This is a genomic window from Noviherbaspirillum sp. Root189, assembly GCF_001428545.1.
GTDB lineage: Bacteria > Pseudomonadota > Gammaproteobacteria > Burkholderiales > Burkholderiaceae_D > Noviherbaspirillum.
Genome location: NZ_LMHZ01000001.1, coordinates 357391 through 382673 on the forward strand (window position 1 = coordinate 357391; position 25283 = coordinate 382673).

Below are 25283 nucleotides of genomic sequence, written 5' to 3' on the forward strand. Positions count from 1 at the left end.
ATTTATTCGCTTTTTATATTTACGCAGAGCCCGTACCATGGTGCCGTTGTGAATGGCCGGCGCCTCGCGCAAGGCGGCACACACATACTTATTCTTCGGAGGAAACATGAAAAAGTTTTTGGTCACCTTGATGGTTGCGGTCAGCGCGCTGTCTGTCGTCGTCACAGACGCGCAGGCCAAGCGCATGGGTAGCGGCGGGTCGTTCGGCAAGCAGTCGCAGGGTGTCAGCCGTCAGTCGGCCGCACCGTCACAAAGTCAGGCGGCCCCTACGGCGGCCAAAGCTGCGCCGGCCGCTGCTGCTCCTGCAGCCGCTGCCAAACCGGCTAGCCCGTGGAAAGGCATTCTCGGCGGCGCACTGCTCGGTCTCGGCCTCGGCGCATTGCTTTCGCATTTCGGCCTTGGCGGTGCAATGGCCAGCATGATCAGCACAATACTGATGCTTGCCCTCCTGGCTGGTGCGGCGTTCTTCATCTACCGCATGATCATGCGTAAGCGTGAAGGCGGAGCAATGGCGAAAAGCGGCTTGACCCCTGCTTACGCGAACGGCTCAGGCGCGGGCTCGGGCGGCTATACCCCCGAAATCGGTTCACGCATCGAACCGACGCAGCCAGCGGCACTGCAGTCTTCGTTCAGTGCATCGGGCAACGAGAGCGACAATAACGTCAACAATGGCGCAAGCCATGCACCATGGGGTGTGCCGGCGGACTTTGACAGCGCGGGTTTCCTGCGTCATGCAAAGACTTACTTTATCCGTCTGCAAGCTGCCTGGGACAAGGCCGATGTGAATGATCTGCGCGAGTTCACATCACCTGAGATGTTTGCGGAAATGAAGCTGCAGTTGCAGGAACGCGGCGCGTCGGCCAACCATACCGATGTGGTGTCGCTGAACGCGGAACTGCTGGGCATGGAAACGGTCGGCAACGACTACCTTGCCAGCGTGAAGTTCTCGGGCATGATCCGCGAATCGGAAAACGCGGCTGCGGAACCGTTCACCGAGGTATGGAACCTGAGCAAGCCGGTATCCGGCAATGGCGGCTGGATCCTGGCGGGCATTCAGCAGCTGGCGTAAGGCGCCGGTAGTAGAAGTAGTAGTCGCTCCATTGGGTGCAATGCCTGGTGGATGACGCGTGAGAAGCAGTAACGAGAGGGGCTGGGTAACCAGCCCTTTTTTTGCGCGTTCGATATTGAACTGACCGCACATCGGAACGACTTCAAGAGCTGACGACATCGAGAGCATGTCGCAGCCCTGAATAATGACCGGCGCGGTATCAAAGCCATTTGTTACTCCCCATAACAGTGCGATACCGGAACGAATGCACCGTGATGGCACAAGCCATGCCTTCCTTTCCTAAGATTGTGTACAAAAAAAGCGTACGAAATTGGCATTCACATTGGCACAGGAATTGCTCCAGAGCACGCAGGCCGCTGCGCCTGCAGCGGCGTGCCCTCATCCATCACGAAGGAAATAAATGAAGACAACTCAGGCAGCATTGGGATTGATTGCGTGTGTCATGGCTGGCAGCGCCTTTGCACAGACCAACGTCACCATCGGTGGACTGGTCGATACGTTCGCCGGTTCGGTCAAGAACAGCGGCGATCCTGGGCGCAAGGGCGTCGTAGGAAGTGGCGGCATGACCACCTCCTGGTTCGGTTTCAAGGGTACGGAAGACCTTGGCGGCGGACTGCGCGCAGAATTCGCGCTGACGGGCTTTTTCCGCGGCGACACGGGTGAAAGCGGCCGTTTCGGCGGCGACAACCTGTTCTCGCGCGATGCCAACATCGGCCTTGCTGGCGGCTTCGGTAAAGTGCAGCTGGGTCGCGGCCTCGCTCCGAATTTCCTGCCGACCGTACTGTTTAATCCATTCGGCGATTCGTTCACGTTCTCGCCGCTGGTGGTCCATCTCAATGTTCCGTCCGGGGCCTTTGCTGCACGTACCTGGACTGCCGCCAACGCCGGTGACACCGGCTGGAGTAACCAGATCATCTATACCACGCCGAAATTTGGCGGCCTGTCTGCCAACGTGCATTACCAGTTCGGTGAAGTCGCCGGCGCGACCGGCCGCAACAACGTCGGCGTCAACCTGCTGTATTTCAACGGCCCATTCGCCGCAACAGCGTTCTATCACGATGTACAGAGCGCCAATCCGAACCCGGGTGCGATCATCGACGTTACCGCAAGTCCGGTCAGCTTTGCGTCGATCAACAAACAGAAGGCTTACTTCGTTGGCGCCAGCTATGACTTCAAAGTCGTCAAGCTGTTCGGCACTTACCAGCGCAATAAGGACGACACGACGACTGCCGCCGAGCTGACCGACAAGGTCGCCAGCCTCGGGCTGTCCGCGCCCGTCGGTCCGGGTTCCGTGCTGCTCGGGTATGCCCACACGGACCGCACCGGCTCGCTGGTTGGTGCGGATCGTAAGCGTGACACCGTATCGGTCGGCTACGACTACGTGATGTCCAAGCGAACCGACCTGTACGCGATTGCGATGACCGACAAGATCACCGGCGCATCGCGCGCACAAAGCTTCGGCGTCGGTGTTCGTCACAAGTTCTGAAGCAATTTGTTTTGAGTCAACTCATGCCGGGCGCGCCGTCCGGCATGTCACCACACAAAGGATTGTTATGCGTTCATCACGCGTTTTGCGCTGGGCAACCGGCTTGTTGATAGGCGCGGTTGCGCTGACTGCCACGGCACAGGAAACCAAGGTCAAGTTTCAGCTCGACTGGCGCTTCGAAGGTCCGGCCGCCCTGTTCCTGGTTGCCAAATCCAAGGGCTACTTTACCCAGGAAAAGCTCGATGTCACCATTGATGCCGGCAACGGTTCCGGCAATGCGGTCAATCGGGTCGCCTCCGGTTCTTATGACATGGGCTTCGCCGATCTCGCCGCCCTGATGGAATTCACTGCCAATAACCCGACTGCGCCGAGCAAACCGGTCGGTGTGATGATGGTATATAACGACACGCCTGCCGCCGTCTTCGCGCTGAAGAAATCCGGCATCAAGACGCCGGCCGACTTGTCCGGTAAAAAGCTTGGCGCGCCGGTATTCGATGCCGGACGCCGCGCGTATCCGATTTTTGCGAAAGCCAACCAGCTCGATAACACCAAGGCGAACTGGATCAGCATGGACCCGCCGCTGCGTGAAACCATGCTGGCACGTGGCGATGTCGATGCGATCACCGGTTTTTACTTTACCTCGCTGCTCAACCTCAATGCGCGCGGGATCAAGGATGAAGACGTGGTCGTGATGCCTTTCCCCAATTACGGCGTCAAGATGTACGGCAATGCGATCATCGCTTCCGATACCTTCGTCAAGCAAAAGCCGGAAGCCGTGAAAGCCTTCCTGCGTGCGTTTGCCAAGGCAGCCAGGGATGTGATGGCCAATCCGGAAGAAGCCATCAAGAGCGTCAAGGAACGCGATGGCCTGGTGGATGAAAAGCTGGAACTGCGCCGCCTCAAGCTGGCGATCGCGGGTTCGATCGCGACCGCCAATGCCAGGGCGGAGGGTTTCGGCCAGATCTCCGCGCCGCGCATGTCGTTGATGGCCTCGCAGGTTTCGGATGCCTACAACACCAAGACACGCGTCGATCCAACCGCGATCTGGAATGCGTCTTTCCTGCCATCGAAGGCAGAGCTCAACGTCTTCCCCAAGTAATTTTCAGCAATGCATGACGGCTCCTGCAATGACGCGGGAGCTTCTTTCCGGATTGTCCATGTCTGCCACTTTCGTCGATTTCAACCACGTCTACCTTGCCTACGGCGAGTCCTCCGAGTTTGCGGTGGAAGACATCAACCTGCAGACCCGGCAGGGCGAATTCATCGCCATCGTCGGCCCCTCCGGCTGCGGCAAATCCACTTTCATGAAACTGGCTACCGGCCTCAAGCCGCCGACCCGCGGCAAGGTCGCCATCGATGGCGCACCGGTCACAGGTCCGCTCAAGTTTGTCGGCATGGCCTTCCAGGCGCCGACGCTGCTGCCATGGCGTACCACGCTCGATAACGTGCTGTTGCCGCTGGAAATCGTCGAGCCTTATCGCAGCAACTTCAAGCGCAACAAAGCCGAGTACGTCGGGCGCGCACTGGCACTGCTCAAGACAGTAGGCCTCGACGGCTATGCCGACAAGTTTCCCTGGCAATTGTCGGGCGGCATGCAGCAGCGTGCGTCGATCTGCCGGGCGCTGATCCATGAGCCCAAGATGCTGCTGCTTGATGAGCCCTTCGGCGCGCTCGATGCTTTTACTCGCGAAGAGCTGTGGTGCGTGCTGCGCGACCTCTGGACCGAGCGCAAATTCAACGTCATCCTGGTCACGCACGACCTGCGTGAAGCCGCCTTCCTCGCCGATACCATCTATGTGATGAGCAAGCGTCCGGGGCGTATCGTCGCCCGCCGTGAGAATCCGCTGCCGCAGCCGCGCGAACTCGATGTCACTTACACCGAAGCCTTTACCGGACTCGTGCATGAACTGCGCGAGCACATCGGTCGGGTGCGCAGCAGCTGACTCCAGGCTTGCCGCATTTTTCCTCTCTCATTCGACGTCCTACCGGTGGCCCTTAGCTTATGTCCATGAATACCAAATCCGTCAAAACTTTCGCGCCTTGGCTGCTACTGGTGGCAATCCTCATCCTCTGGCAAATCATTTGCAGCGCCTTTAACGTGTCAGAGTTCATTTTCCCGAGTCCCTATGCGATCGGTCAATCGATGGTGGAATTCGCCGGCCCGATCGCCGGTCATGCGTTGCGCACGTTTTGGGTCACGATGGCGGGGTTTGCCCTCGCTGTTATCGTTGGCTTGATCCTTGGCTTTGGCATCGGCTCGTCGCCGGTCATGTATGCGGCTTTCTATCCGCTGATGACTGCCTTCAATGCATTGCCGAAAGCGGCCTTTGTGCCCATTCTGGTGGTGTGGTTCGGCATCGGCGCCGGCCCGGCCATCCTGACCGCATTTCTGATCTCGTTCTTCCCCATCATGGTCAATATCGCCACGGGACTGGCCACGCTCGAGCCGGAACTGGAAGACGTGCTGCGCGTACTCGGCGCACGGCGCATGGATGTGCTGCTGAAGGTAGGGCTGCCGCGCTCGATGCCTTACTTTTTCGCTTCACTGAAAGTGGCGATCACGCTGGCATTCGTCGGCTCGACCGTGTCGGAAATGAATGCCTCGAATGAAGGCATTGGCTACCTGCTGGTCTCCGCCGGTTCATCGATGAAGATGCCGCTGGCTTTCGCTGGATTGGTCGTGATCGGGGCAATGGCAATGGCGATGTATGAGCTGTTCGCCATTATTGAAAAACGCACCACGGCTTGGGCGCATCGTGGGCAAGGAAAATAAACGCTTCCCAATTTAAATTTCCATGCGGCAATAAACTCCCCGCATTGTCTGCATAAATACGGTTTTTTCGTACAAAGACGCCCATTCTCTATAGAAACTTTCCTTTCGGTACGTTAACATCGAGGGACTGATTTCGCGGTCCGCCGGGCCTCAACCACGCCTGTTCCGGATCCCACATATCGTCGCCATTTCCTCGCGGCCCATTGCATTTACCAGATCCTGCGCTTCGTTCCGATGACGAACAGCGCTTTTCTGTGTTTGAGATTTGCCATGACAAGCATGCTGCATAACGCACTTCATCTGTCGCGAGGTACCCGGGACGACCGGGTAGCGAACGCATTCCTGTTGCACTCACCGTATTGCTGCCAGCTGCTCCTTTCCAAACTCCCTTTTCTTGTCATTTCGCCATGCCGTCCTTGACTACCTTTACTTGCGAGTATGCTCGCGCACGTCGTTTACATCGATTCCATGTGCCGTCGGCAAGAACCGCTTGTGCCATTGCCGTTGTGCTATTGCTGACCGCCTGCGGCTCGGTGCCGATTCAACCCCTGAGCCAGGCCGAACTCGATAAACAGACGGTTGCCGATCGCACTGCGGCACAGCAGGGTATTCCTGGCATCCAGGGCGAACTGTCGATGGATGAAGCCGTCGCCCGTGCGCTCAAGTACAACCTGGATCGCCGCACCCGGATGATGGAAGAAGCGCTGGCGCTCAACCAGCTCGACGCCGCAAGCTGGGACATGCTGCCCAAGCTGACGGCCAGCGCCGGCTATGCATCGCGCAACAAGAATCTGATTACCCGCAGCGAAGACGCGGTCACCGGCTTACCCTCGCTTGCCAATCCCTATATTTCCTCGGAACGGAACCATCAGATCTATGATCTTGGCCTGACATGGAACCTGCTCGATTTCGGGCTGAGTTATGTCTACGCCAAGCAGCAGGGCGACCGCGTCATGATCGCCGCCGAACGCCGCCGCAAGGCCATGCATACGCTGATCCAGGATGTGCGCACCGCATTCTGGCGTACCGCCAGCGCGCAAAAGCTGCGCGATGACGTCAAGAACGCGATCGTGCTTGCCGAGGATGCGCTGCAGGATGCACGCAAGGCCGAAACCGAACGCGTGCGCTCGCCGATCGATGCACTGCGCTATCAGCGTCAGTTGCTGGAAAACCTGCGCCTGCTGGAAAGCATTGAGCAGGAATTGTCATCCGGTCGCATCGAGTTGGCCAGCCTGATGAACACGCCGCTTAACCTGGATTTCCGTGTACAGGAGCCGAGCGACACGGTTGACGCCACGCTATTGGATGTGCCGGTACAGCGCATGGAGGACATGGCGGTAACCCAGAACGCGGATATCCGCGAACAGTTCTACACCAGTCGCATCGCGGTCGAGGAAACCAAGCGCACCATGCTGCGCCTGTTTCCGAATTTGTCCTTCAACTACAACGTCAAGTATGACACCGACCGTTTCCTGATCAATAACCACTGGAACGACACCGGCCTGCAGCTTTCGTACAACCTGTTCAACCTGCTATCGGCGCCGGCACAGAAAAAACTGGCCGATGCCGGCGTCAAGCTTGCCGACCAGCGCCGTATCGCCGCGCAGATGACCGTACTCACCCAGGTGCACTTGTCACGCTTGTCTTATCAGATCGCGTATCGCCAGTATGTGCGCGCAGACCAGGTATGGCAGGCCGATGCCAAGATCGCCCAGCATATCAAGAACCGCGAAACCGCCGAAACCCAGAGCAAGCTTGAACAGGTCGCCAACAGTACGACCGCCATCCTCAGCCTGTTGCGCCGCTATCAATCGCTGTCGCAAGTACAAGCGGCCGCCAGCAAGCTGCAGGCCACGATGGGACTGGAACCGGTGATCGGCAGTGTGACCGAGATGTCGCTGGAAGACCTGACCCGGTCGGTGGGAACTTCCATGCGCGACTGGAGCCGTCAGCTGGACAAATCTCCGCAACCGGCGACGCAAGCATCGGATCCGCTAAAGACTGGTGCCGTCAAAAGCGACCCTGCCGCGTCGACACCGTTGCAGGCAATGGCCTTGCGCATGACGAGGGAAGTTGGTCCGGGTCGTGAGCAAACTGGAAGCATCGGGGATCAGTTCATCGCAATCGCGACGCAGGATATGGGAACATCACCCGCGATGGACGTGATGGAGTGACCGACATGAATTTCAATGACAAAGAAGGTCGAGTTTCATTCGCAGCGATCGCTGCATTGCTGCTGTCCGCATGCGTCTCGGCCAATGCACAGCAAGCTGCAGCGACGCCCGCACCGGCAAGAGCCGCGCTGGAAAAGCAGGACATCCGCGCGCAGCTTTCACCGCGCCGTTTTACCACCGTTGCCGCAGAAATTGGCGCCAAGATCAGCCGCATTAGCGTTGTCGAAGGAGGCCGTTTCAAGGCTGGCCAGACTCTGGTATCGCTCGACTGTTCGCTGCAGGCAGCGCAGTTGCAAAAGGCCAAGGCGTCGCTAACCGCTGCTGAACGCACGTATAGCGGCAACAAGCGCCTAGCCGAGCTGAACTCGGTTGGCAAGGTGGAACTGGAAGTGTCCGAAGCCGAAACCTCCAAGGCCAAGGCCGAAGTCACACTGATGAACGTTTCCCTCGACAAATGCCATATCGCCGCGCCCTTCAGTGGACGTGTGGTTGAGCAGCGCGTGCGCGAACAACAATTCGTGCAGCCGGGACAGCCGATGCTCGACATCCTCGACGACAGTGTCCTCGAACTCGAGTTTCTGGTGCCGTCACGCTGGCTGGCGTGGCTGAAAGCAGGTTATGGATTCCAGGTACGCATCGATGAAACCGGCAAGAGTTACCCGGCCAAGATTCTGCGCCTCGGCGCGAGGGTGGATCCGGTCAGCCAGTCGGTGAAGGCAGTTGCCACCGTGGACGGCAACTTTCCCGAGCTGATGGCGGGTATGAGCGGCAAGATTGCGCTCGTGCCGCCGGCAGGGCAATAACAACATTTTTAAACAGTCTTCGGCAGGAGCATCAATATGAAACCAACCAACAAGAATCGTCGCGCGCTGGTGAATCCCCGTCCCGGCATGATGGCGCTTGAAGCGAGAATCATGTTTGATGCCGCAGTCGTTGATACGGCCGTCGCAGCAAAAAACGTCGTCGATGCGGCGATCAAGGATGCGACAAAAGTTGAAGCGGCTCCGAGCAGGGTGGTGGCTGCCGATGTAAAGCCTTCGCAAGCGGATCCAAAAAACGCGACAAGTGATGCGGCAGGCACTGCCGGCACGAATCCAGCGGTGCGGGAATTGGCAACCCGCGACATTCAGATTTTCCGTAACGATGCAACAACGCCGGAATTGAAGGAGGCGATGTTGCGGGCAGAACAGGCGATTCGTGACTATCTGACCACACAAAGCAGTGACTCGCTGTTTTCCTTGTTCAACGCCGGAATGAACAGCGCCTCGCAGGCGTGGCAGAGCAATGCGGATGCGTTGCGGCTTGATATCCTGGACGGTCGGTACACGCTCCAGGTCAAAGTGGTCAGCAGTGCGGATATCGGTGGTGTTTTCGCTGCCTTTGCGGCTCAGGGAACGGATGGCCAAGCAACCATTTTCATCAATCAGGAGTGGCTCGCCCGAAATCCTTCAACCGAAACAGTCAGCCGCGTACTGGTCGAAGAGTTCGGTCACGGGATGGATCGATACCTGAATGCCGGCGTCGATACGCCTGGTGACGAAGGCGAATCGTTCGCCGCCAGCGTCCTCAACTTGAATTTCAGCGAAAGCGACCGACTTCGCATCGCTTCGGAAAATGACCACTCGACAATCTATGTCGACGGGCAGGCGATCGAGATCGAAGAAGCTGCATTGACGTTTAGTGCGGTGTATAAGGGACAGCCAAGTTCATGGAGCCAGGAAGCGAATCAGATCGCCAATGTCGCGACGATCACAGGAACAAACTTCAAATTTACTTCGCTCGATCCAAGCGCTCCCTATTTCTCCGGTAACAATGTCTCCGGGGTATTGACGTACACAGACAATAGCGGTCAGACGCAATCCGTCAGTGGTGTGATAAGCCGACTGGTCAAAACGGGTAATACGGTTGAAGCCCTGTTTTTCTATGCATGGGGCAATACCACCGTCATCGGTGACGGCGGCACCGGCCCCGGGAAAGATACTGCGGAGACCGCATACCTGCTCTGTATCGATCCTACCAAATTTACCGTCGGCCAGAACTACAACACCAGTAGCGATCCGGTCGATACGGCAATGAACAAACTGATCGTTCCGAATAGCGCACCGGTGGCCGCGAACGATAGTGCGACCGTTCTGGAAGATGCCACGTCGCCGGTCACCGGCAATCTGCTCAGCAACGACACGGACGCCAATGGCGATGCGCTACGGGTAACACAGTTCATCGTGTCCGGTCAGACCTATAGCGTCGTATCCGGTGCAGCGCAGTCTGCAACGCTTGCCGGTATCGGCAGCCTGACCATCGGCAGCAACGGTGCGTACAGCTTTTCGCCCGCAACGAACTATGCCGGCGCAGTGCCGGTGATTACCTATACCGTCAGCGACGGTAGCGCCAGCACGACCGGCAGTTTTTCGATCCGTATTACCGCCGTCAACGATGCACCGGCCGGCACCGACACGAGCGTAACTATCAGGCAGGGAAACACCTATACCTTTTCCGCTGCCGACTTTGGATTCACCGACCTGAACGATACGCCGACCAATACGCTGTCGGCAGTCAAGATCACCACACTGCCTAATAACGGCACGCTGACACTCAATGGCGTGGCCGTGACCACCGGTCAGATAGTCGCCGCTGCGGACATTTCCAAACTGGTATTTACTTCGGCGAGTGCCGGTACGGTGTCGTTTACGTTCCAGGTAAAAGATAACGGCGGAACAAGCAATGGCGATAAAGACCTTGACGAGTCGGCGAATACCGTCAATGTGACGGTCACCGCACTCAATAGTGCGCCGGTCGCCGGGACCGCCTCGGTTACCGCTACCGAAGCGGGCGGGGTGGCAAATGCCACTCTTGGTACCGATCCCTCGGGGAACCTGATTACCTCATTTGCCAGTGATCCGGACGGCGATACCCTCAGCGTATCAGGCGTTAGCAGCGGGACCGAATCCAAAACCATTGCGGCATCAGGCAGCACCAGCATACAAGGCACTTACGGGACGCTGACCATTGCGGCAAACGGCACTTACACCTACCAGGTAACGAATAGCGCAGCCGCAGTTCAGGCCTTACTGAACAACAGTGGTAAGGATGTTTTCAGTTATACGGTGAAGGATCCCTCCGGCCTGACATCGACTAACACGTTTACCGTCACGATCAATGGCAGCAATGATGCGCCGGTGGCGGTTGCCGATTTCAATTCGGCTAAGGAGCAAGATTCCGGCACAAGCTACGCGGGAACGGCTACCGGCAATGTATTGACGAACGACACAGATCCCGATACTGGGGACACGAAGACAGTGGTAGGTCTGGTCGCGAGCGCCACTGCGGCGGCTACTTCTGCGACAAATGCCAATCAAATCACAGTTACTTCGTTGGGAAACTTGTCTTCTAATCAGACAAAGGACTACGCTAATGTTGGCGATGTTTTACAGGTCACTAACGGCGCCACTACTGTTTACGATAAAAACCCTTCAAATCTGGCAAATCGTATAACCGTAACTGCGGTGGATTCTGCAACAAAAACCATCACATTAAGTTCCACCGTAAATATTCCTTCAGGTTCGACAATCGAGTTCTGGGAGCCAAATAACGGGGGGCAGATTTCCGGCAACAGCTTCTATCAAACCAATGGAGGCTCAGTCGCGGCGTCAAATTTGACTAAAACGATATCGGTATCTGCGATTAGCGGCAGCATTCTGACCGGTATGACGGTAACAGGAACAGGAATTCCTGCAAACACGACGGTCACTGCTGTAAATGGAAGCACGTTGACACTAAGTAACGATGTTGCTTTAAACACTTCTACGGCATTATCGTTTTCGCTTGCACCGGCTAGCTCAATTCACGGGCAGCGCGGCACACTTAATTTGTCCGCTGACGGTACTTATACCTACACAATTACGAATACAAGCTTAGCGGCAGGTCAGACCTACGGTGAAGCCTTTACTTATACCATGCGTGATTCGTCTGGCCTCACGAGTTCGGCCATTCTTACCATTCGCATAGAAGGCACTACAAATAACACGGAGCCGCTCGTCAATAATGCTGTGGCGACAGCGGTGGAATCCGGGTTTGACAGCAATGGCTCGGCGGTTGGCACAAACCCTACCTCTGGAACGGTTACTTGGACCGGTAATGGCACGGTTACATCCGCTTGGTCCGACAAGACACCGGGGACTACTGGAATGACCGTCTCCGGCACTTATGGCTCGCTTACCATTGCAGCAAACGGTACCTATACCTATACAGTAGCAAACAGTAATTCAACGGTCGATGCCCTCAATATTGGTGACACGCTGACCGATGTATTTTTTTACAAGGTGACCAATGGATCAGTGTACGGGGTTGCCAAACTGACCGTGACGATAGAGGGCGCTAACGACGCACCTGTCGCCTTTGTCGATGCCGCTACCGCTAGCGAAAAAGGCGGCTCGAACAATGGCTCAGGCGGATATGATCCATCCGGCAACGTCCTGCGCAACGATACCGATGTGGATGCCGGTGACACCCGTAACGTCAGCAATGTCATCGCGGGAACGGGCACCCCGAACGTGACAGTGGCCGCATCAAGCACCTCGGGCACGAACCCTACGTCGGTCAATGGCAGTTACGGTACGCTCAAAATAGGTGCTGACGGCAGCTACGTCTATACCGTCGATAATGCCAATGCCGCGGTCGAAGCGCTGGCAATTGGCAACACGCTGACGGATGCCTTCACTTATGAGATCAAGGACAGCAAGGGAAAAACCGCAACCGCCACCTTGACCGTGACGATCAACGGCGCCGCCGATGAACACGCACCGGTCAATACATTGTCAGGGACGCCGACGATAACCGAGTACGGCTCAACGTCAATTCAGTTGTCGGTGTCCGATCAGGATACCGACGTCACCAGCGCACGCATTACCGTTACCTCCGGAAAACTGAGCATCGGCGCATTGAACGGCGCGACGCTCAGCGCTGGCAGCAATGGTTCCAATCAACTGACATTGTCCGGGACGCAAGTCCAGATCAATGCGGCGTTGGCGACACTGACATATCAAGCCGGCGACGTGTATGCCGCTTCCGATACCTTGATGCTGGTAACGACCGATTCCACCGGTAACACCGATACGGATACCCTGGCCATCGCCATCACTGCGGACAACAGAGCGCTCACGGTCAACAGTCCGACAGTCAATGAAGCGTCTCCGTATGCGATCTTCACCGTGAGCGGCCAGGCCGGGCAGCGCATCACCTTATCCCTTGCCGAAACGGGAAGCGGGACCGGGAATGCTTCGAGCGGCATGGACTACCTGCCTGATCTTGAATATTTCAACGGAAGTGCCTGGGTCGCTTATACCGGTGGTACGGTCCAGATTCCCGGCAGTTCTGGTGCCGCCGACCTGCTGGTTCGCGTCGCCATCCTGAATGACAAGACATATGAAGGAAGTGAATCCTTTCAGCTGGTTGCCGCAAACTCCGCTGGCGGATCGTTTACCGGGGTCGGCACGATCACGGATGATGGCAGCGGCACGATTTACAAGCCCGACGGAACCCAAAACACGACTACCGGCAAGGACGACGATCGCGCGTTCGGCGTGAGCGACGTATCCGTCAATGAGGGGGCGGGATACGCGGTATTCAGCGTCTCAGGCGCGATCGGGCAGGTGATCAGCCTTGACCTGACCAATGCAAGCGCAACCAATGACGACCATGGAACGACCCTGGAATACTCCAGCGATGGCACTACCTGGACCGCTTATACCGGTGCCTTCACGATGACAGGGACTTCCGTCCAGGTGCGGGTCAGTATCACCAATGACAATATTTACGAAGGTCAGGAATCGTTTGCACTGACTGCAGCCAATGTCGGTGGAAAATCGGCCATCGGCATTGCCACTATTTTTGACGATGGAACCGGCGCCGGTGGCACGAACAATGACACCCCAACGCTTTCGACATCCAATGTCACGGTATCCGAGGGAAGCGATGCGGTGTTCACCATCACGGCGGACAAGATCAGCAATACCGCGATTACTTTCACGCCTGTCCTGAGTAACGGGACCGCGGTGATCGGAACCGACACCGCTGCAACCGGTACGTTGTCGGTTTCTACAGATGAAGGAACAACGTGGAATGCTGTCGGCTCCAGCGTCAGCATTCCTGGCGGCCAGACTTCCATTCAACTGAAAATTACCACCGTCAATGACGGCCTTGCGGAAACCAACGAAACCTTTAGCTTGAGTACCGGCAGCATCATCGGTGCCGTAACCAATCCGGCCGGCGTAACAAGCACAGCGACCATCGTGGAGAGCGCGGCTATTGCGGATACCGCGAGCGCAACGGAAGCCGGCGGCATCGCTAACGCGACGGTGGGCACCGACCCGACCGGCAATGTACTCACCAACGATACAGGTAACCCGATCACGCTGATAAAAGCGCAGACCGGGACCGCTATCACAGGCGGTGCGTCTTCTGTTGGCGCCCTCAGTACCGCCAATAACAATGGCACGACGCTGACCGGTAGCTATGGCAGTCTGGTGATCGGTGCGGACGGCAGCTATGTCTACACCGTCGATAACAGCAATACGGCTGTACAGGCGCTCAATGCCAACGGCACGCTGACGGAGAAGTTCAGCTACCAGATTCAGGATCTCGCGAACCATACGTCGGACGCCACGCTGACCGTAACGATACATGGTGCAAATGACGCGCCTGCAGCAACGACGACATCGAATCAGACAGCGACGGTCGGTCAGGCGCTGTCGGGGCAAGTCAATGCGTTTACGGACGTTGATAATACGGGACTTACCTACACTGCTACGCTATCTGACGGCAGTGCTCTGCCTCCGTGGTTGCAGTTCAACAGCAACACGTGCACGTTCAGCGGTACGCCGACCATCGGCGCGGTAGGCACTTATGTTCTGAAGGTGACCGGCAGCGATGGCAGCCTGTCGGACAGCACCACATTCAGCCTCGCAGTGCAGAACGGAACTGCCCCGGCCCAGACCTTGACCATCGCATCCATGACCAAGGACTCTGGCGTAGCGACGGATTTCATCACGAATGACGGAACGGCAAATCGTACGGTCACCGGGTCGCTGAGCGCCGTATTGGGTGCCGATGAGGTCGTGGAAGTATCGTTCGATAGTGGGGCGACGTGGACGACGGCGACCACAAGCGGCACAGGCTGGACTGTGAGCGACACGGGCGCCCATGGCGGCGACTGGACGATCCAGGCGCGCGTGAAAGATACATCGACCAGCCTGACCGGGACGGCTGCGAGCAAGAACGTCAAACTGGATACTGTCGGCCCGGCTGCGGTCGACGGAACGCTGACGATTGCGGAAAACTCAAGCAATGCCAGCAGCGTGGGATCTGTTACGGCTACCGATACAAATGGCCCGGTCAGTTATACATTGACCGACGATGCCGGCGGGCGCTTTGCTATTGGAAACACCGGTGCCGTGACCGTTTCCGATGGCACGCTGCTCAACTATGAAGTCGCAACCACGCATAACATCACCGTGCGGGCAACCGATGCTGCCGGCAACACCACTGATAAGATATTGACGGTGACCGTCACTAATGTGGACGAACGTGCGCCGGCATTTACTTCGGGCACAACCGCCAATGTCGCCGAAGCACAAAACCTGTTGTATACCGCAGCAGCGACAGACACTGTCGACTTTACCAACCAGATTGTCAGCTACAGCCTCAAACCGTCGACAGGCGATGCAGACGTGTTGAGCATTGATACGAGTACCGGAAAAGTTACCCTGACAACAGATAACCTCAGCTACGCCGGCAAGGCGACATACACCTTCACCGTCATCGCAAGCGATGCGACCGGCAATCAAAGCGAGCAAGCAGTGACGGTCAGCGTCAACGATCCGAATGCCGGAAATCAGCCGGCGTCGGAAGTGGATTTCACCAACACAAGCACGAACATTGTCGAAAACACTTCGACGACTGGCGGTATCAAGGTCGCCGATATTACGGTCACCGACGATGGCAAGGGCACGAACACCTTGAGCCTGACGGGTGACGATGCCGGCAAGTTCGAAATCCGAAATGGCAACGCGTTGTATTTCATCGGGTCCAGTCCGGATTTTGAAACCAGAACCAGCTACAGCGTGACGGTGAGTGTCGATGATCTAACGGTCGGAACGACACCGGACGTGTCGAAAGTATTTACGCTGAACGTCACCAACGTTGACGAAGTGGCACCTGTGTTTGGTTCCGGCGACACGGCAAGTGTGACCGAAGGCCAGAACCTGTTGTACACGGCGCAGGCTACGGACGAGCAAGACTTTACCAACAAGGTCGTGACCTACAGTCTGAAGAGCGGGAATAATGATGATGCTGCGCTTCTTGCCATCGACGCTACAACAGGCAAAGTCACGCGTGCTACGGGGAATCTCGACTTCGAAGCCAAAGCGAGCTACAGCTTCACCGTCGTGGCGAAAGATGCAACAGGCAATGCCACGGAAAAGACAGTCACGGTTAGCGTGACAAATGTCGATGAAGTCGCTCCGGCCATTACTTCTGCTGCAACCGCCAATGCCATCGAGAATCAGAACCTGCTCTATACCGCGGTGGCCACGGATACCGTCGATTTCACGGACAAGGCGGTCACTTACAGCCTGAAGGCAGGTGTCGGCGATGAAGCGGCGCTTGCCATCAATGCAACGACCGGTGCGGTGACGCTGGCAAGTGGCAACCTCGATTTTGAGACCAAGAGCAGTTATACCGTCACTGTCATTGCACGTGATGCTACCGGCAACAGCAGTGAAAGGACTGTGGTTGTTACTGTGGCAGATGTCGATGAAACGGTGCCAGCTCCCGCACCAGCACCGGCTCCCACGCCAACGCCAACGCCAACGCCAACGCCCACGCCCACGCCAACGCCAACGCCAACGCCAACGCCAACGCCCACGCCAACGCCAACGCCAACGCCAACGCCAACGCCAATACCAACACCAACACCGACACCGACACCGACACCGACACCAGTTCCAACGCCCGCACCTGAGCCGGCTCCCACACCTGCGCCTGTGCCAACGCCAGCTCCGACCCCCGTACCTGAGCCAGCTCCGGTTCCTGTGCCAACACCCGTGCCTGTTCCTGCGCCGGTCCCAGCACCGACCCCGATACCGACGCCAGCGCCTGCGCCCGTACCCGTCGTGGAACCACCGGCACCGGTCAGCACCCCGGCACCCGCACCCGTTGCAACGCCACCCGCTGCTCCAACCATCGTTGTCGATCCACGCGGTGCCACCGTGGCCGTGCCGAGCTTCAGCGACAACAGCAGTGTATCCACGATCGCCGCCGCACCAGGCAGCCTGGTTGGCAACGATGCATCACGGACTGGCATAGGCCGCGCCGCATCGGCCACCGATATCCCAGCCGAACAAGTGATCCGCCGCTCGGCCGAACTGAGCGACGTCTATACCCGATCCGAAGGCTTTCGTACGGTGGTCGCAAAAGCGGATGAGCCCGCGCTTGTGATCTTCCGCGGCGTGCCGGACCAGTACACCGAAAGTGGCGCGCGCATTTCGCTGACCGTACCCGCTGATGCCTTTGCGCATACCCAGCCGAAGGAAGTGGTCCGCCTGGCAGCCACCCTGCAGGATGGCCGCCCCTTGCCAACCTGGGTGCAGTTCAATGCCCAGACCGGGCAGTTCACCGGCGAGGTCCCTAACGGTACGGCAGGCGAACTGCGCATCAAGGTGATTGCACGCGACATGCAGGGACGCGAAGCGACCGCGCTTTTCCGTGTCAATATCGGCAACGTCAATCCAAAAACCATCGAGGGCGGCAAGAACCCCGGCAAGGCCAGTCTGTCTGATCAGCTGCGGCAACCCGCCATGTCCACGCGTCACTCCGAGCGCGTGGCGGAAGGTAGTCGCAGTACCGCCGGCCAGGTCCGGCGCTTTGGATAGGAATAGTTGATGGAAATGATGGACAGCGCCCCGGCCGCGATAGTGGCGGGCCTGATCGACATGGCGCACCAGGCCCGCCATGCGAAAGACAGTGTCGAACTGGAATTCATGGCGGTCAACGGCACCCATGCGCTGGCGCCTTATCGGCAGGCGGCGTTGTGGTTTGCCGATCGCGGTATTGCCAGTCTGTCAGGCGTGGTGCAGATCGAAGCCAATGCGCCGTATGTGCACTGGCTTGAGCGTCTGTGCAAGCAAATCGACAAGGCGGGCCCCATCGGGGCCGGTGAAGTCTCTGCCGACGTCGGCGAAGAGTGGGACGAATGGCTGCCAGCCTACGGGTTGTGGCTGCCATTTGGTGAGGACAACGCGCCTGTTGCCAAGAACGGCCTGTTCCTCGCACGTGACATTCCGTGGCTGGAAGGCGAAATTGCCTTGCTGACGGAATGGATGGACGTGTGGTCGCATGCTTATCGGGCACGTGCGCCGCGTGTGCGCTGGAGCCTGCGTGCCTGGAAATCCGGCATTAAGGACCAGTTTAAACGCGAACGCCGGGCGGGGCTGCCATGGTGGCGTCGCCGGGTGGTGCAGGTTGGCGGCTTGCTCTGCGCGGTGATGCTGGTGCCGGTCAGGCTGACCGTGCTTGCGCCGGGTGAACTGGTTGCTGCCAATCCCGCCGTGATCCGTTCGCCGCTCGACGGCGTGATCGAGCGATTCCACGTCAAGCCGAACCAGGCGGTCAAGAAGGGGCAGCCGCTGTTCGACTTCGATGAAGCGCAGTTGTCGAGCCGCTATGCGGTGGCCAGCCAGGCGCTGGCGACTGCGGAAGCAGAATACCGGCAGTCCGCCCAGCAGGCGCTCACCGACAGCAAGTCCAAGGGATTGCTGGCAACTCTGCAGGGAAAAATCGAAGAACGCCGTGCCGAAATGGAATTCCTGCAGGGGCAGGTTTCGCGTGCCAGCGTCGTGGCGCCGCAGGATGGCATTGTGCTGCTCGACGATCCCGCCGAGTGGATCGGCCGTCCGGTCGCCACCGGTGAGCGCATTCTGCGCGTCGCCACGCCGCAGGATGCCGAAGTCGAAGCCTGGCTGCCGGTCGCCGATGCCATCCCACTCGATAGCGGTGCCGCCGCCAATCTTTACCTGAGTGCTACACCGCTGACGCCGGTGTCCGCGACGATCCGCTATGTCGCCTACGACGCCGTGCAGCGTCCTGATGGCGGCTTTGCGTATCGGGTGCGCGCACGGCTGGACGGCAGTACCACGCACCGCGTCGGATTGAAGGGTACCGTCAGGCTGACCGGCCATTGGGTGCCGCTGGTTTACTGGGTGCTGCGCCGCCCGGTTGCCACTATCCGCGAAACGCTGGGTATCTGATTCATGCAAGGCCTCGCATTTGCATTTGCCCCGCTGCGCGAAGAGCTCAGCCTCCATACCGGCCCGGTACTCGCTGATGGCCAGCCGAGCTGGACACTGGAAGACCCGGTCCGCAATCAGTTCTTTCGCATTGACTGGCTCACTTTTGAAATCCTCAAACGCTGGTCGTTTGCCAATCCGCAGGACATCCTGCAGTCCGTACGCACCGACACCACGCTGCATCCCGGCGAGGAAGACCTGATGGTGGTCATGCAATTCCTCGGCGAAAACCAGCTGCTTGCCCCTGATCCGCGCCGTTCGTCGCGCATGCTGGCCGAGCGCCATCAGCGCATGCGTGGCGCCTGGCATCAGCAGCTGCTGCATCATTATCTTTTTTTCCGGATACCGCTGGTCAGGCCGGACCGCTGGCTGACCCGTGTCACGCCCGCATTCAACTGGCTGTTTTCGACGACATTTGCACGCCTGACCATGCTGGCGTTGCTGATCGGCGGCGTACAGGTGTATCGCGAATGGGATAGTTTCAAGGCAAACCTGCTCGATACATTCACCCCGACTGGCGTGCTGGCGTACGCGCTCGCGCTGGTCGGTGTGAAATGCGCGCATGAACTCGGGCACGCATTGACCGCAAAGCGGCTCGGTTGTCGTGTGCCGGCAATGGGCGTGGCTTTCCTGGTGCTATGGCCGGTTCCTTATACCGATACCAACGATGTCTGGCGGCTCAACGACAAGCGATCGCGCCAGCGTGTCGCGGCGGCGGGCGTGGTGACGGAACTGGTGATCGCGATCTGGTCCACGCTGGCCTGGGTGGTCTTGCCCGATGGCTTGCTGCGATCGATTGCCTTTCCGCTCGCCACCACGACGTGGCTCGCGACGCTGACGATCAATACCAGTCCTTTCATGCGCTTCGATGGTTATTTTCTGTTGTCGGACTGGCTGGACTTGCCCAACCTGCATGCACGCGCCTTCGCCCTGGCGCGCTGGGATTTGCGCAAGCGCCTGTTCGCTCTCGATGCTCCGCCGCCCGAATATTTTCCGCGTGCGCGCCACATTGGTTTGATCCTGTTTGCGTGGGGAACGTGGATCTATCGCCTCGTTCTGTTTCTGGGAATTGCCGTGCTCGTGTATCACTTCTTTATCAAGCTGGTCGGGATCTTCCTGTTCGCGGTTGAAATCGTCTGGTTTGTATTTCGCCCGATCGCCAACGAAGTCGCCGTGTGGCGCAGCTTCTGGCCGCAGCTCAAACATCCGAAGCAGCGCCGACACGCCGTCCGTAGCGCAATGTTGTTGTTCGCTTTGCTGGCATTGTTTGTCGTGCCGTGGCCGACACGTCTGCAGGCCAGCGGCGTGTTGCGGGCCAGCCAGGTATTTCCGGTGCACGCGCCGGTGCATGCACAAGTGGCGAGCCTGCCCCTGGCCGAGGGTGCGCAGGTGCAGGCAGGGCAGGTGCTGATACGCCTTTCTGCTGCGGAAAACGACAGCAAGCGCAAGGAAGTGGAGGCGCGGATCGAACGCCTGCGCTGGCAAGCGTCGTCCTCGGCATTCGACAGCGAACAGCGTGCCCGCAGCAGCGTGTTGCGCGAGGAGCTGGCCACGGCCGAAGCCGAACTGGCAAGCCTCGACAGCGACGTTGCCAGGTACCAGCCGCTGGCGCCGTTCGCCGGTCATCTGCGCGACCTGGTGCCGGACCTCGCGCCGGGCGTCTGGGTAGCAAAAAATGAAAAGCTGGCGGTGCTGGTCGGCGATGCCGGCAATGAAGTCGATGCTTATCTGGATGAACATCTTGTGCGGCGCGTGTCGGTCGGCGATACCGCACGCTTTTATCCGGATGGGCTGGAAGGACCGTTCGTGCATTTGCAGGTAACGGCAATCGACCAGGATGCGACAGCGGTATTGCCGAGCGGCGTCTGGGCCGCGCAACTTGGCGGCGCGGTGCCGGCACGTGAAAAACAGGGTAGCTGGATTCCCGAGCATGCGGTCTATCACGTGACGCTGGCGGTTAAAGATCCGGCCGGGGCGCTGGCCGGACGCATCTGGCGTGGCAAGGTAGTCATCGCAGGCGATTGGGAAGCGCCGGGATGGCGTTTCGTTCAGTCGTTTGCCGCGGTGGCGTGGCGCGAGCTGGGGTTTTGATTTCGATTCATCGCCACCCCATGCCCTGGGTCAATGCATGCTCCGACGCGACACTGCCACATCGTTTCTCTGCTGCTCTTGCAGCATGCGTTCAAACCATTCCGCCGGTGCCGGCCGTGCGAACAGGAAGCCCTGTCCAAAATCGCAACCTGCCGCCGTGAGCAGGTCGCGCTGCTCTGGTGTTTCGATGCCTTCCGCGATGACCTTCAATCCGAGCCGGTGCGCCATCATGATGATCGATTCGGCGATGGCCCGGTCGCCTTCATTGGTGGTGATGTCGCGTACAAAGGACTGGTCGATTTTCAGATAGTCGATGTCAAACTTTTTCAGGTAAGCCATCGATGAATAACCGGTGCCAAAATCGTCAAGCGCAACCTGGATGCCGGCATCGCGGTATTCGAGCAGTTTGTCCGCGACCACCTGCGACGCGTTCAGCAGCAGTCCCTCGGTAATTTCCACCGCGATGCTTTGGCCCGACAACCCGACATGCCGCAGATAGCTCGCCCAGTTGATATCTTCCGACTGCGAAAGAAACTGTACGGGCGATTTGTTGACTCCGATCTGGAAAGGTGCACCGAGGATTTCGCTCCATCGTTCCGAGCAAGCTGCTGCCTGGGTAAACACCCAGTTGCCGATGTCATGGATCATGCCCGACTCTTCGGCCAGCGGAATAAAGCGTGACGGGTCGACCGGACCCAGGCCCGGATGATGCCAGCGCAGCAAGGCTTCCGCTTTCGCAATGCGCCCGGTCGCCAGTTCCACCACCGGCTGGTAATGGACGTTCAATTGTCCCGCATTCAATGCATGCCGCAAATCCCCCGACAGGCGCAGGCGATGATGCGCTTCTTCCTGCATCGAGCGGGTGAAATAGCTGAACTGGTTGCGACCGGCATGCTTGGCGACATACATCGCCTGGTCCGCATTACGTACCAGTTCTTCGGGTGTGCTCGCATCCGCCGGATACATGGTGATGCCAATGCTGCCCGAAAGATAAGCGACTTCTTTTCCAAGGCGGAAAGGTTCGGTCAATGCATCCAGAATCTTTTGCGCAATGTCTTCCACGTGGACCATCGTGTCGAGTTCGCCCAGGATTACGGTGAACTCGTCGCCCCCCAATCTTGCTACCGTATCTGAATGACGCACACAATCGCCGAGACGCCTTGCTGCCTGCGTCAGCAACAGGTCGCCAATATCATGGCCGAGCAGATCGTTGACTTCCTTGAAGCGGTCCAGGTCGATGAACAACAGCGCCATTTGCCTGCCGTTGCGATGCGCCTTCTTTACCTCATGCTCAAGACGGTCGCGAAACAGGCGACGGTTGGGCAAGCCGGTGAGGGCGTCGAAATTGGCGTGACGCCAGATTCGTTCTTCGGACTGGCGCTTTTCCGATATATCGGTCATCGTGCCGGTCATGCGCAAGGGTGCGCCCTCCAGGTTGCGTGCGACCACCACCGCGCGCGCCAGCATCCATTTCCAGCTACCGTCCTTGCACTGCATGCGGAATTCACGAATAAACGAAGACTCCTTGCCATCCAGGCAGGACTGCAGCACATAGGTGGTGGGTTCGAGGTCGTCCGGATGCACGCGTCGTTCCCACTCATCGAAGCTGTTCGATATTTCCTGTTCGCTGTAACCCAGCATCTCTTTCCAGCGGGTCGAGTACGAGACTTCGTTTTTCACGATGCTCCAGTCCCACACGCCATCGCCGGAACCTTCCAGTGCAAGGCGCAATCGCTCGTTAGAAGCACGCAATTCTTCGCGTGCGCGCCTGGCCTGCGTCACGTCCTGTCCCTGTACGAAGATGCCCGAGACCGATCCATCGTCCTCGAGGATAGGCTGGAAGATAAAATCGACAAACACTTCTTCCAGCGGCGCACCTTCCTCAGCTTGCACCATGACGCGCGCTTCATGTCCGACGTACTCCGTGCCGCTGGCATAGACGCTATCGAGCAGATCGACATAGCCACGCGCCTCCGTTTCGGTCAGCACCTTGCGGACCGGCTTGCCTGTCACATCCGCTTTTCCAAAAAGCTGGTGATAGGCGGCGTTAGCCAGTTCGAACACGTGTTCAGGACCGCGCAGCACCGCAATGAATGCCGGAGCATGATCGAAGAGTTGACGCAGCATGGTCAGTTCCGCATCGAGGTTGCGATTCGTGCTTGCCAGTAATTGCGAGTGTCGGAAGACGTTGCTGCGTGCATGCATCAACGTATCCGATCCGGTTTCAGCCTCTTCGAGTGCGCGCCGGAGTCTGAACATCTCGGTAATATCAATCGGATTCTGGATCAGGAATTTGACCTTGCCGTTCTCATCCAGCACTGGCGTATGGACCGCGCTCCAGTAACGATCGTCAAACACCTGACCGTCTGCCGTATTGCGTGCCACGCCATAGCGGATCATGGGTATGAAGTCGGGTTTGCCTGTGTCCATGGCCCTTTTGAGTGAAGCGCACATCGTCTTCATGCTGTCGTGGTCGGACAGCGCGGGATTGTTGGGGAAAGCCATAGCGAGATGTTTGCCGCGAATTTCTTCAAGCGTTCTGCCAACCGATTGCAGATAGGCATCATTGGCATCAATGATGATCAGTTCGGGCGACATTAACAGGTAGAGATTGGGCGACGCACGGAGTGCGGCTTTGTAATCCGGTTCTACATCGCGCTGGCGGTTCATCGCACCCATCCAGTTATGGAAAGCGCCCACAGTAAAGGCTTGCAGTTAAGCATCAGAGACATCGGAAGCATCAGAAACATTAAGAAACTGAGAGCAAAGAGGGAGCGTGAAGTCAAACGACAACCCTAGTAGATCGCCGAGCCGGCGTCCAGGTTCCGTCAAGCTATTGAACATTCGATGAATCAGCCCCAAATAGCTCGAACTCTCCTATTTTCCGAGGCATTACCTTCATCACATGCGTGTGCGCTCTTCCACTGTCGTTGTTTTGAGCCTGTTGGCATTGCTGCATGCCTACATCGGCTGGCGCATCCTTCCGCAATTGCCGGTGCAGGACAGCCTGCGTGGTGTCGGTGTTGCCTTGCTGGTGCTTTCTTTCGTGCTGGTCCCGACAGGGATGATGGCGCATGGCATCGCCCGGCAACCACTAGCCGATCGCTTGTCCTGGGCTGGCATGATGGCTTTGGGCATGTTTTCGTCGTTGTTCGTGCTGACTTTGCTGCGCGATGTGATGCTATCGGCGATTGGGCTGGTCGGGGTGCATGACCCCGACGTCGTCATGTGGTCAGCGGTTGCGGTTCCCACACTGGCCGCATTGGCGACATTGATCGGCTTCTTCAACGCGCGCCGCACCGCACGCGTGGTCGACGTCGAGATACCGATCGATGACTTGCCTGATGCCTTACAGGGTTTCACGATCGCGCAGATCAGTGACATCCATGTCGGACCGACCATCAAGCGCGGTTACCTCGATGCCATTGTCGACCGCGTGAACAGCTTGCAGGCCGATGCCGTTGCTGTCACCGGCGACCTGGTTGACGGCAGCGTTCGCCACCTCGCGCCGCATACCGCGCCGCTGGCACGCCTGCAGGCGCGGCACGGGGCTTATTTTGTCACTGGCAATCACGAATATTATTCCAACGTCCATGCCTGGATTGACGAAGTGCGCCGCCTTGGGCTGCGCGTGCTGATGAACGAACATGTGGTGCTGCCACATGATGGCGCACGCGTACTACTGGCCGGCGTCAACGATTTCACTGCGCATTATTTTGACGAATCGCATCGCAGCGATCCGCGTGCGGCGCTGGCGGGCGCGCCCGATAACGTCGGCGTGAAGATCCTGCTGGCGCACCAGCCGCGTACCGCCACCGCGGCGGCTGCAGCGGGCTTCGACCTGCAACTGTCCGGCCATACGCATGGCGGACAATTTTTTCCATGGAATTTGTTCGTGCCAATGCAGCAGCCGTATGTGGCGGGTCTCAATCGGCTTGAACAGTTGTGGGTGTATACCAGCCGTGGTACCGGATACTGGGGACCGCCGAAGCGTTTCGGCGCACCGTCGGAAATTACGCGGGTTCGCTTGGTCAAGGCGTGATGATTGGGTGTATTACAAATCCATTAGTGCGAGATTTGACTTGTCGGGCGGGGTGAACATACTTTCTTTGATTAGTTTGGTAGTTCGGGTTTTTTTCTTCGGTGATTCTGGGCTGTTTGTTCTTCGTGGATGCTAGCCGGGACTGGCCCCGGCGGGCCACTTACTTTCTTTGCTTCGCCAAAGAAAGTAAGCAAAGAAAGGCGACCCCGGTTCGCCGCCCTTCGGGTACCCAAAAGAGCACGGGCCAAAACGGGAAGCGAAACAAACTCGCCTGCGGCTCAGACAGGTTTCGCTTCTTTATCCGTTTTG

General features: G+C 58.2%; 12 protein-coding genes. 11 read left to right on the forward strand and 1 reads right to left on the reverse strand.

Features of this window, described 5'->3' with window-relative positions:
• Window positions 1–106: 106 nt before the first annotated feature.
• From ASE07_RS01675 to ASE07_RS01720, 10 genes are all read left to right on the forward strand, one after another.
• Window positions 107–1069 (forward strand): Tim44 domain-containing protein, encoded by a 963-nt coding sequence (locus ASE07_RS01675; protein WP_057289083.1) that lies wholly within the window; start codon window positions 107–109, stop codon window positions 1067–1069.
• 400 nt (window positions 1070–1469) lie between these two features.
• The gene (locus ASE07_RS01680; protein WP_057289036.1) at window positions 1470–2555 is read left to right on the forward strand and encodes a porin; all 1086 of its coding nucleotides are present in this window, start codon (window positions 1470–1472) and stop codon (window positions 2553–2555) included.
• Between the two features lie 67 nt (window positions 2556–2622).
• Window positions 2623–3654 carry an ABC transporter substrate-binding protein gene (locus ASE07_RS01685; protein WP_057289037.1) on the forward strand — a complete coding sequence of 344 codons (1032 nt, stop codon included), beginning with the start codon at window positions 2623–2625 and terminating at the stop codon, window positions 3652–3654.
• Between the two features lie 58 nt (window positions 3655–3712).
• The gene (locus ASE07_RS01690) at window positions 3713–4498 is read left to right on the forward strand and encodes an ABC transporter ATP-binding protein (RefSeq protein ID WP_057289084.1); all 786 of its coding nucleotides are present in this window, start codon (window positions 3713–3715) and stop codon (window positions 4496–4498) included.
• 65 nt (window positions 4499–4563) lie between these two features.
• Window positions 4564–5328 (forward strand): ABC transporter permease, encoded by a 765-nt coding sequence (locus tag ASE07_RS01695; RefSeq protein WP_057289085.1) that lies wholly within the window; start codon window positions 4564–4566, stop codon window positions 5326–5328.
• 470 nt (window positions 5329–5798) lie between these two features.
• Window positions 5799–7502, forward strand: coding sequence for a TolC family protein (locus ASE07_RS01700; RefSeq protein ID WP_235548310.1), 1704 nt, complete (start codon window positions 5799–5801; stop codon window positions 7500–7502).
• Window positions 7503–7507: 5 nt separating this feature from the next.
• On the forward strand, window positions 7508–8305 hold the full coding sequence (locus ASE07_RS01705; RefSeq protein WP_082583882.1) for an efflux RND transporter periplasmic adaptor subunit: 798 nt from the start codon (window positions 7508–7510) through the stop codon (window positions 8303–8305).
• A 36-nt stretch (window positions 8306–8341) separates the two neighbouring features.
• Complete coding sequence (locus ASE07_RS01710) at window positions 8342–17428, forward strand: VCBS domain-containing protein (protein WP_057289038.1); 9087 nt, start codon at window positions 8342–8344, stop codon at window positions 17426–17428.
• Between the two features lie 9 nt (window positions 17429–17437).
• Window positions 17438–18802 (forward strand): efflux RND transporter periplasmic adaptor subunit, encoded by a 1365-nt coding sequence (locus ASE07_RS01715; RefSeq protein ID WP_200960859.1) that lies wholly within the window; start codon window positions 17438–17440, stop codon window positions 18800–18802.
• Window positions 18803–18805: 3 nt separating this feature from the next.
• Entirely contained in the window at window positions 18806–20932 is a 2127-nt protein-coding gene (locus tag ASE07_RS01720) for a site-2 protease family protein (protein WP_082583883.1), read from the forward strand.
• A gap of 30 nt (window positions 20933–20962) precedes the next feature.
• Here the strand turns inward: ASE07_RS01720 and ASE07_RS01725 are convergent, their stop codons facing one another.
• Window positions 20963–23602, reverse strand: a complete 2640-nt coding sequence (locus tag ASE07_RS01725) for a sensor domain-containing protein (RefSeq protein WP_162256854.1) — start codon at window positions 23600–23602, stop codon at window positions 20963–20965.
• A gap of 235 nt (window positions 23603–23837) precedes the next feature.
• Here ASE07_RS01725 and ASE07_RS01730 point away from each other — a divergent pair, with 235 nt between their 5' ends.
• Window positions 23838–24974, forward strand: a complete 1137-nt coding sequence (locus ASE07_RS01730; RefSeq protein WP_057289040.1) for a metallophosphoesterase — start codon at window positions 23838–23840, stop codon at window positions 24972–24974.
• Window positions 24975–25283: the final 309 nt, after the last annotated feature.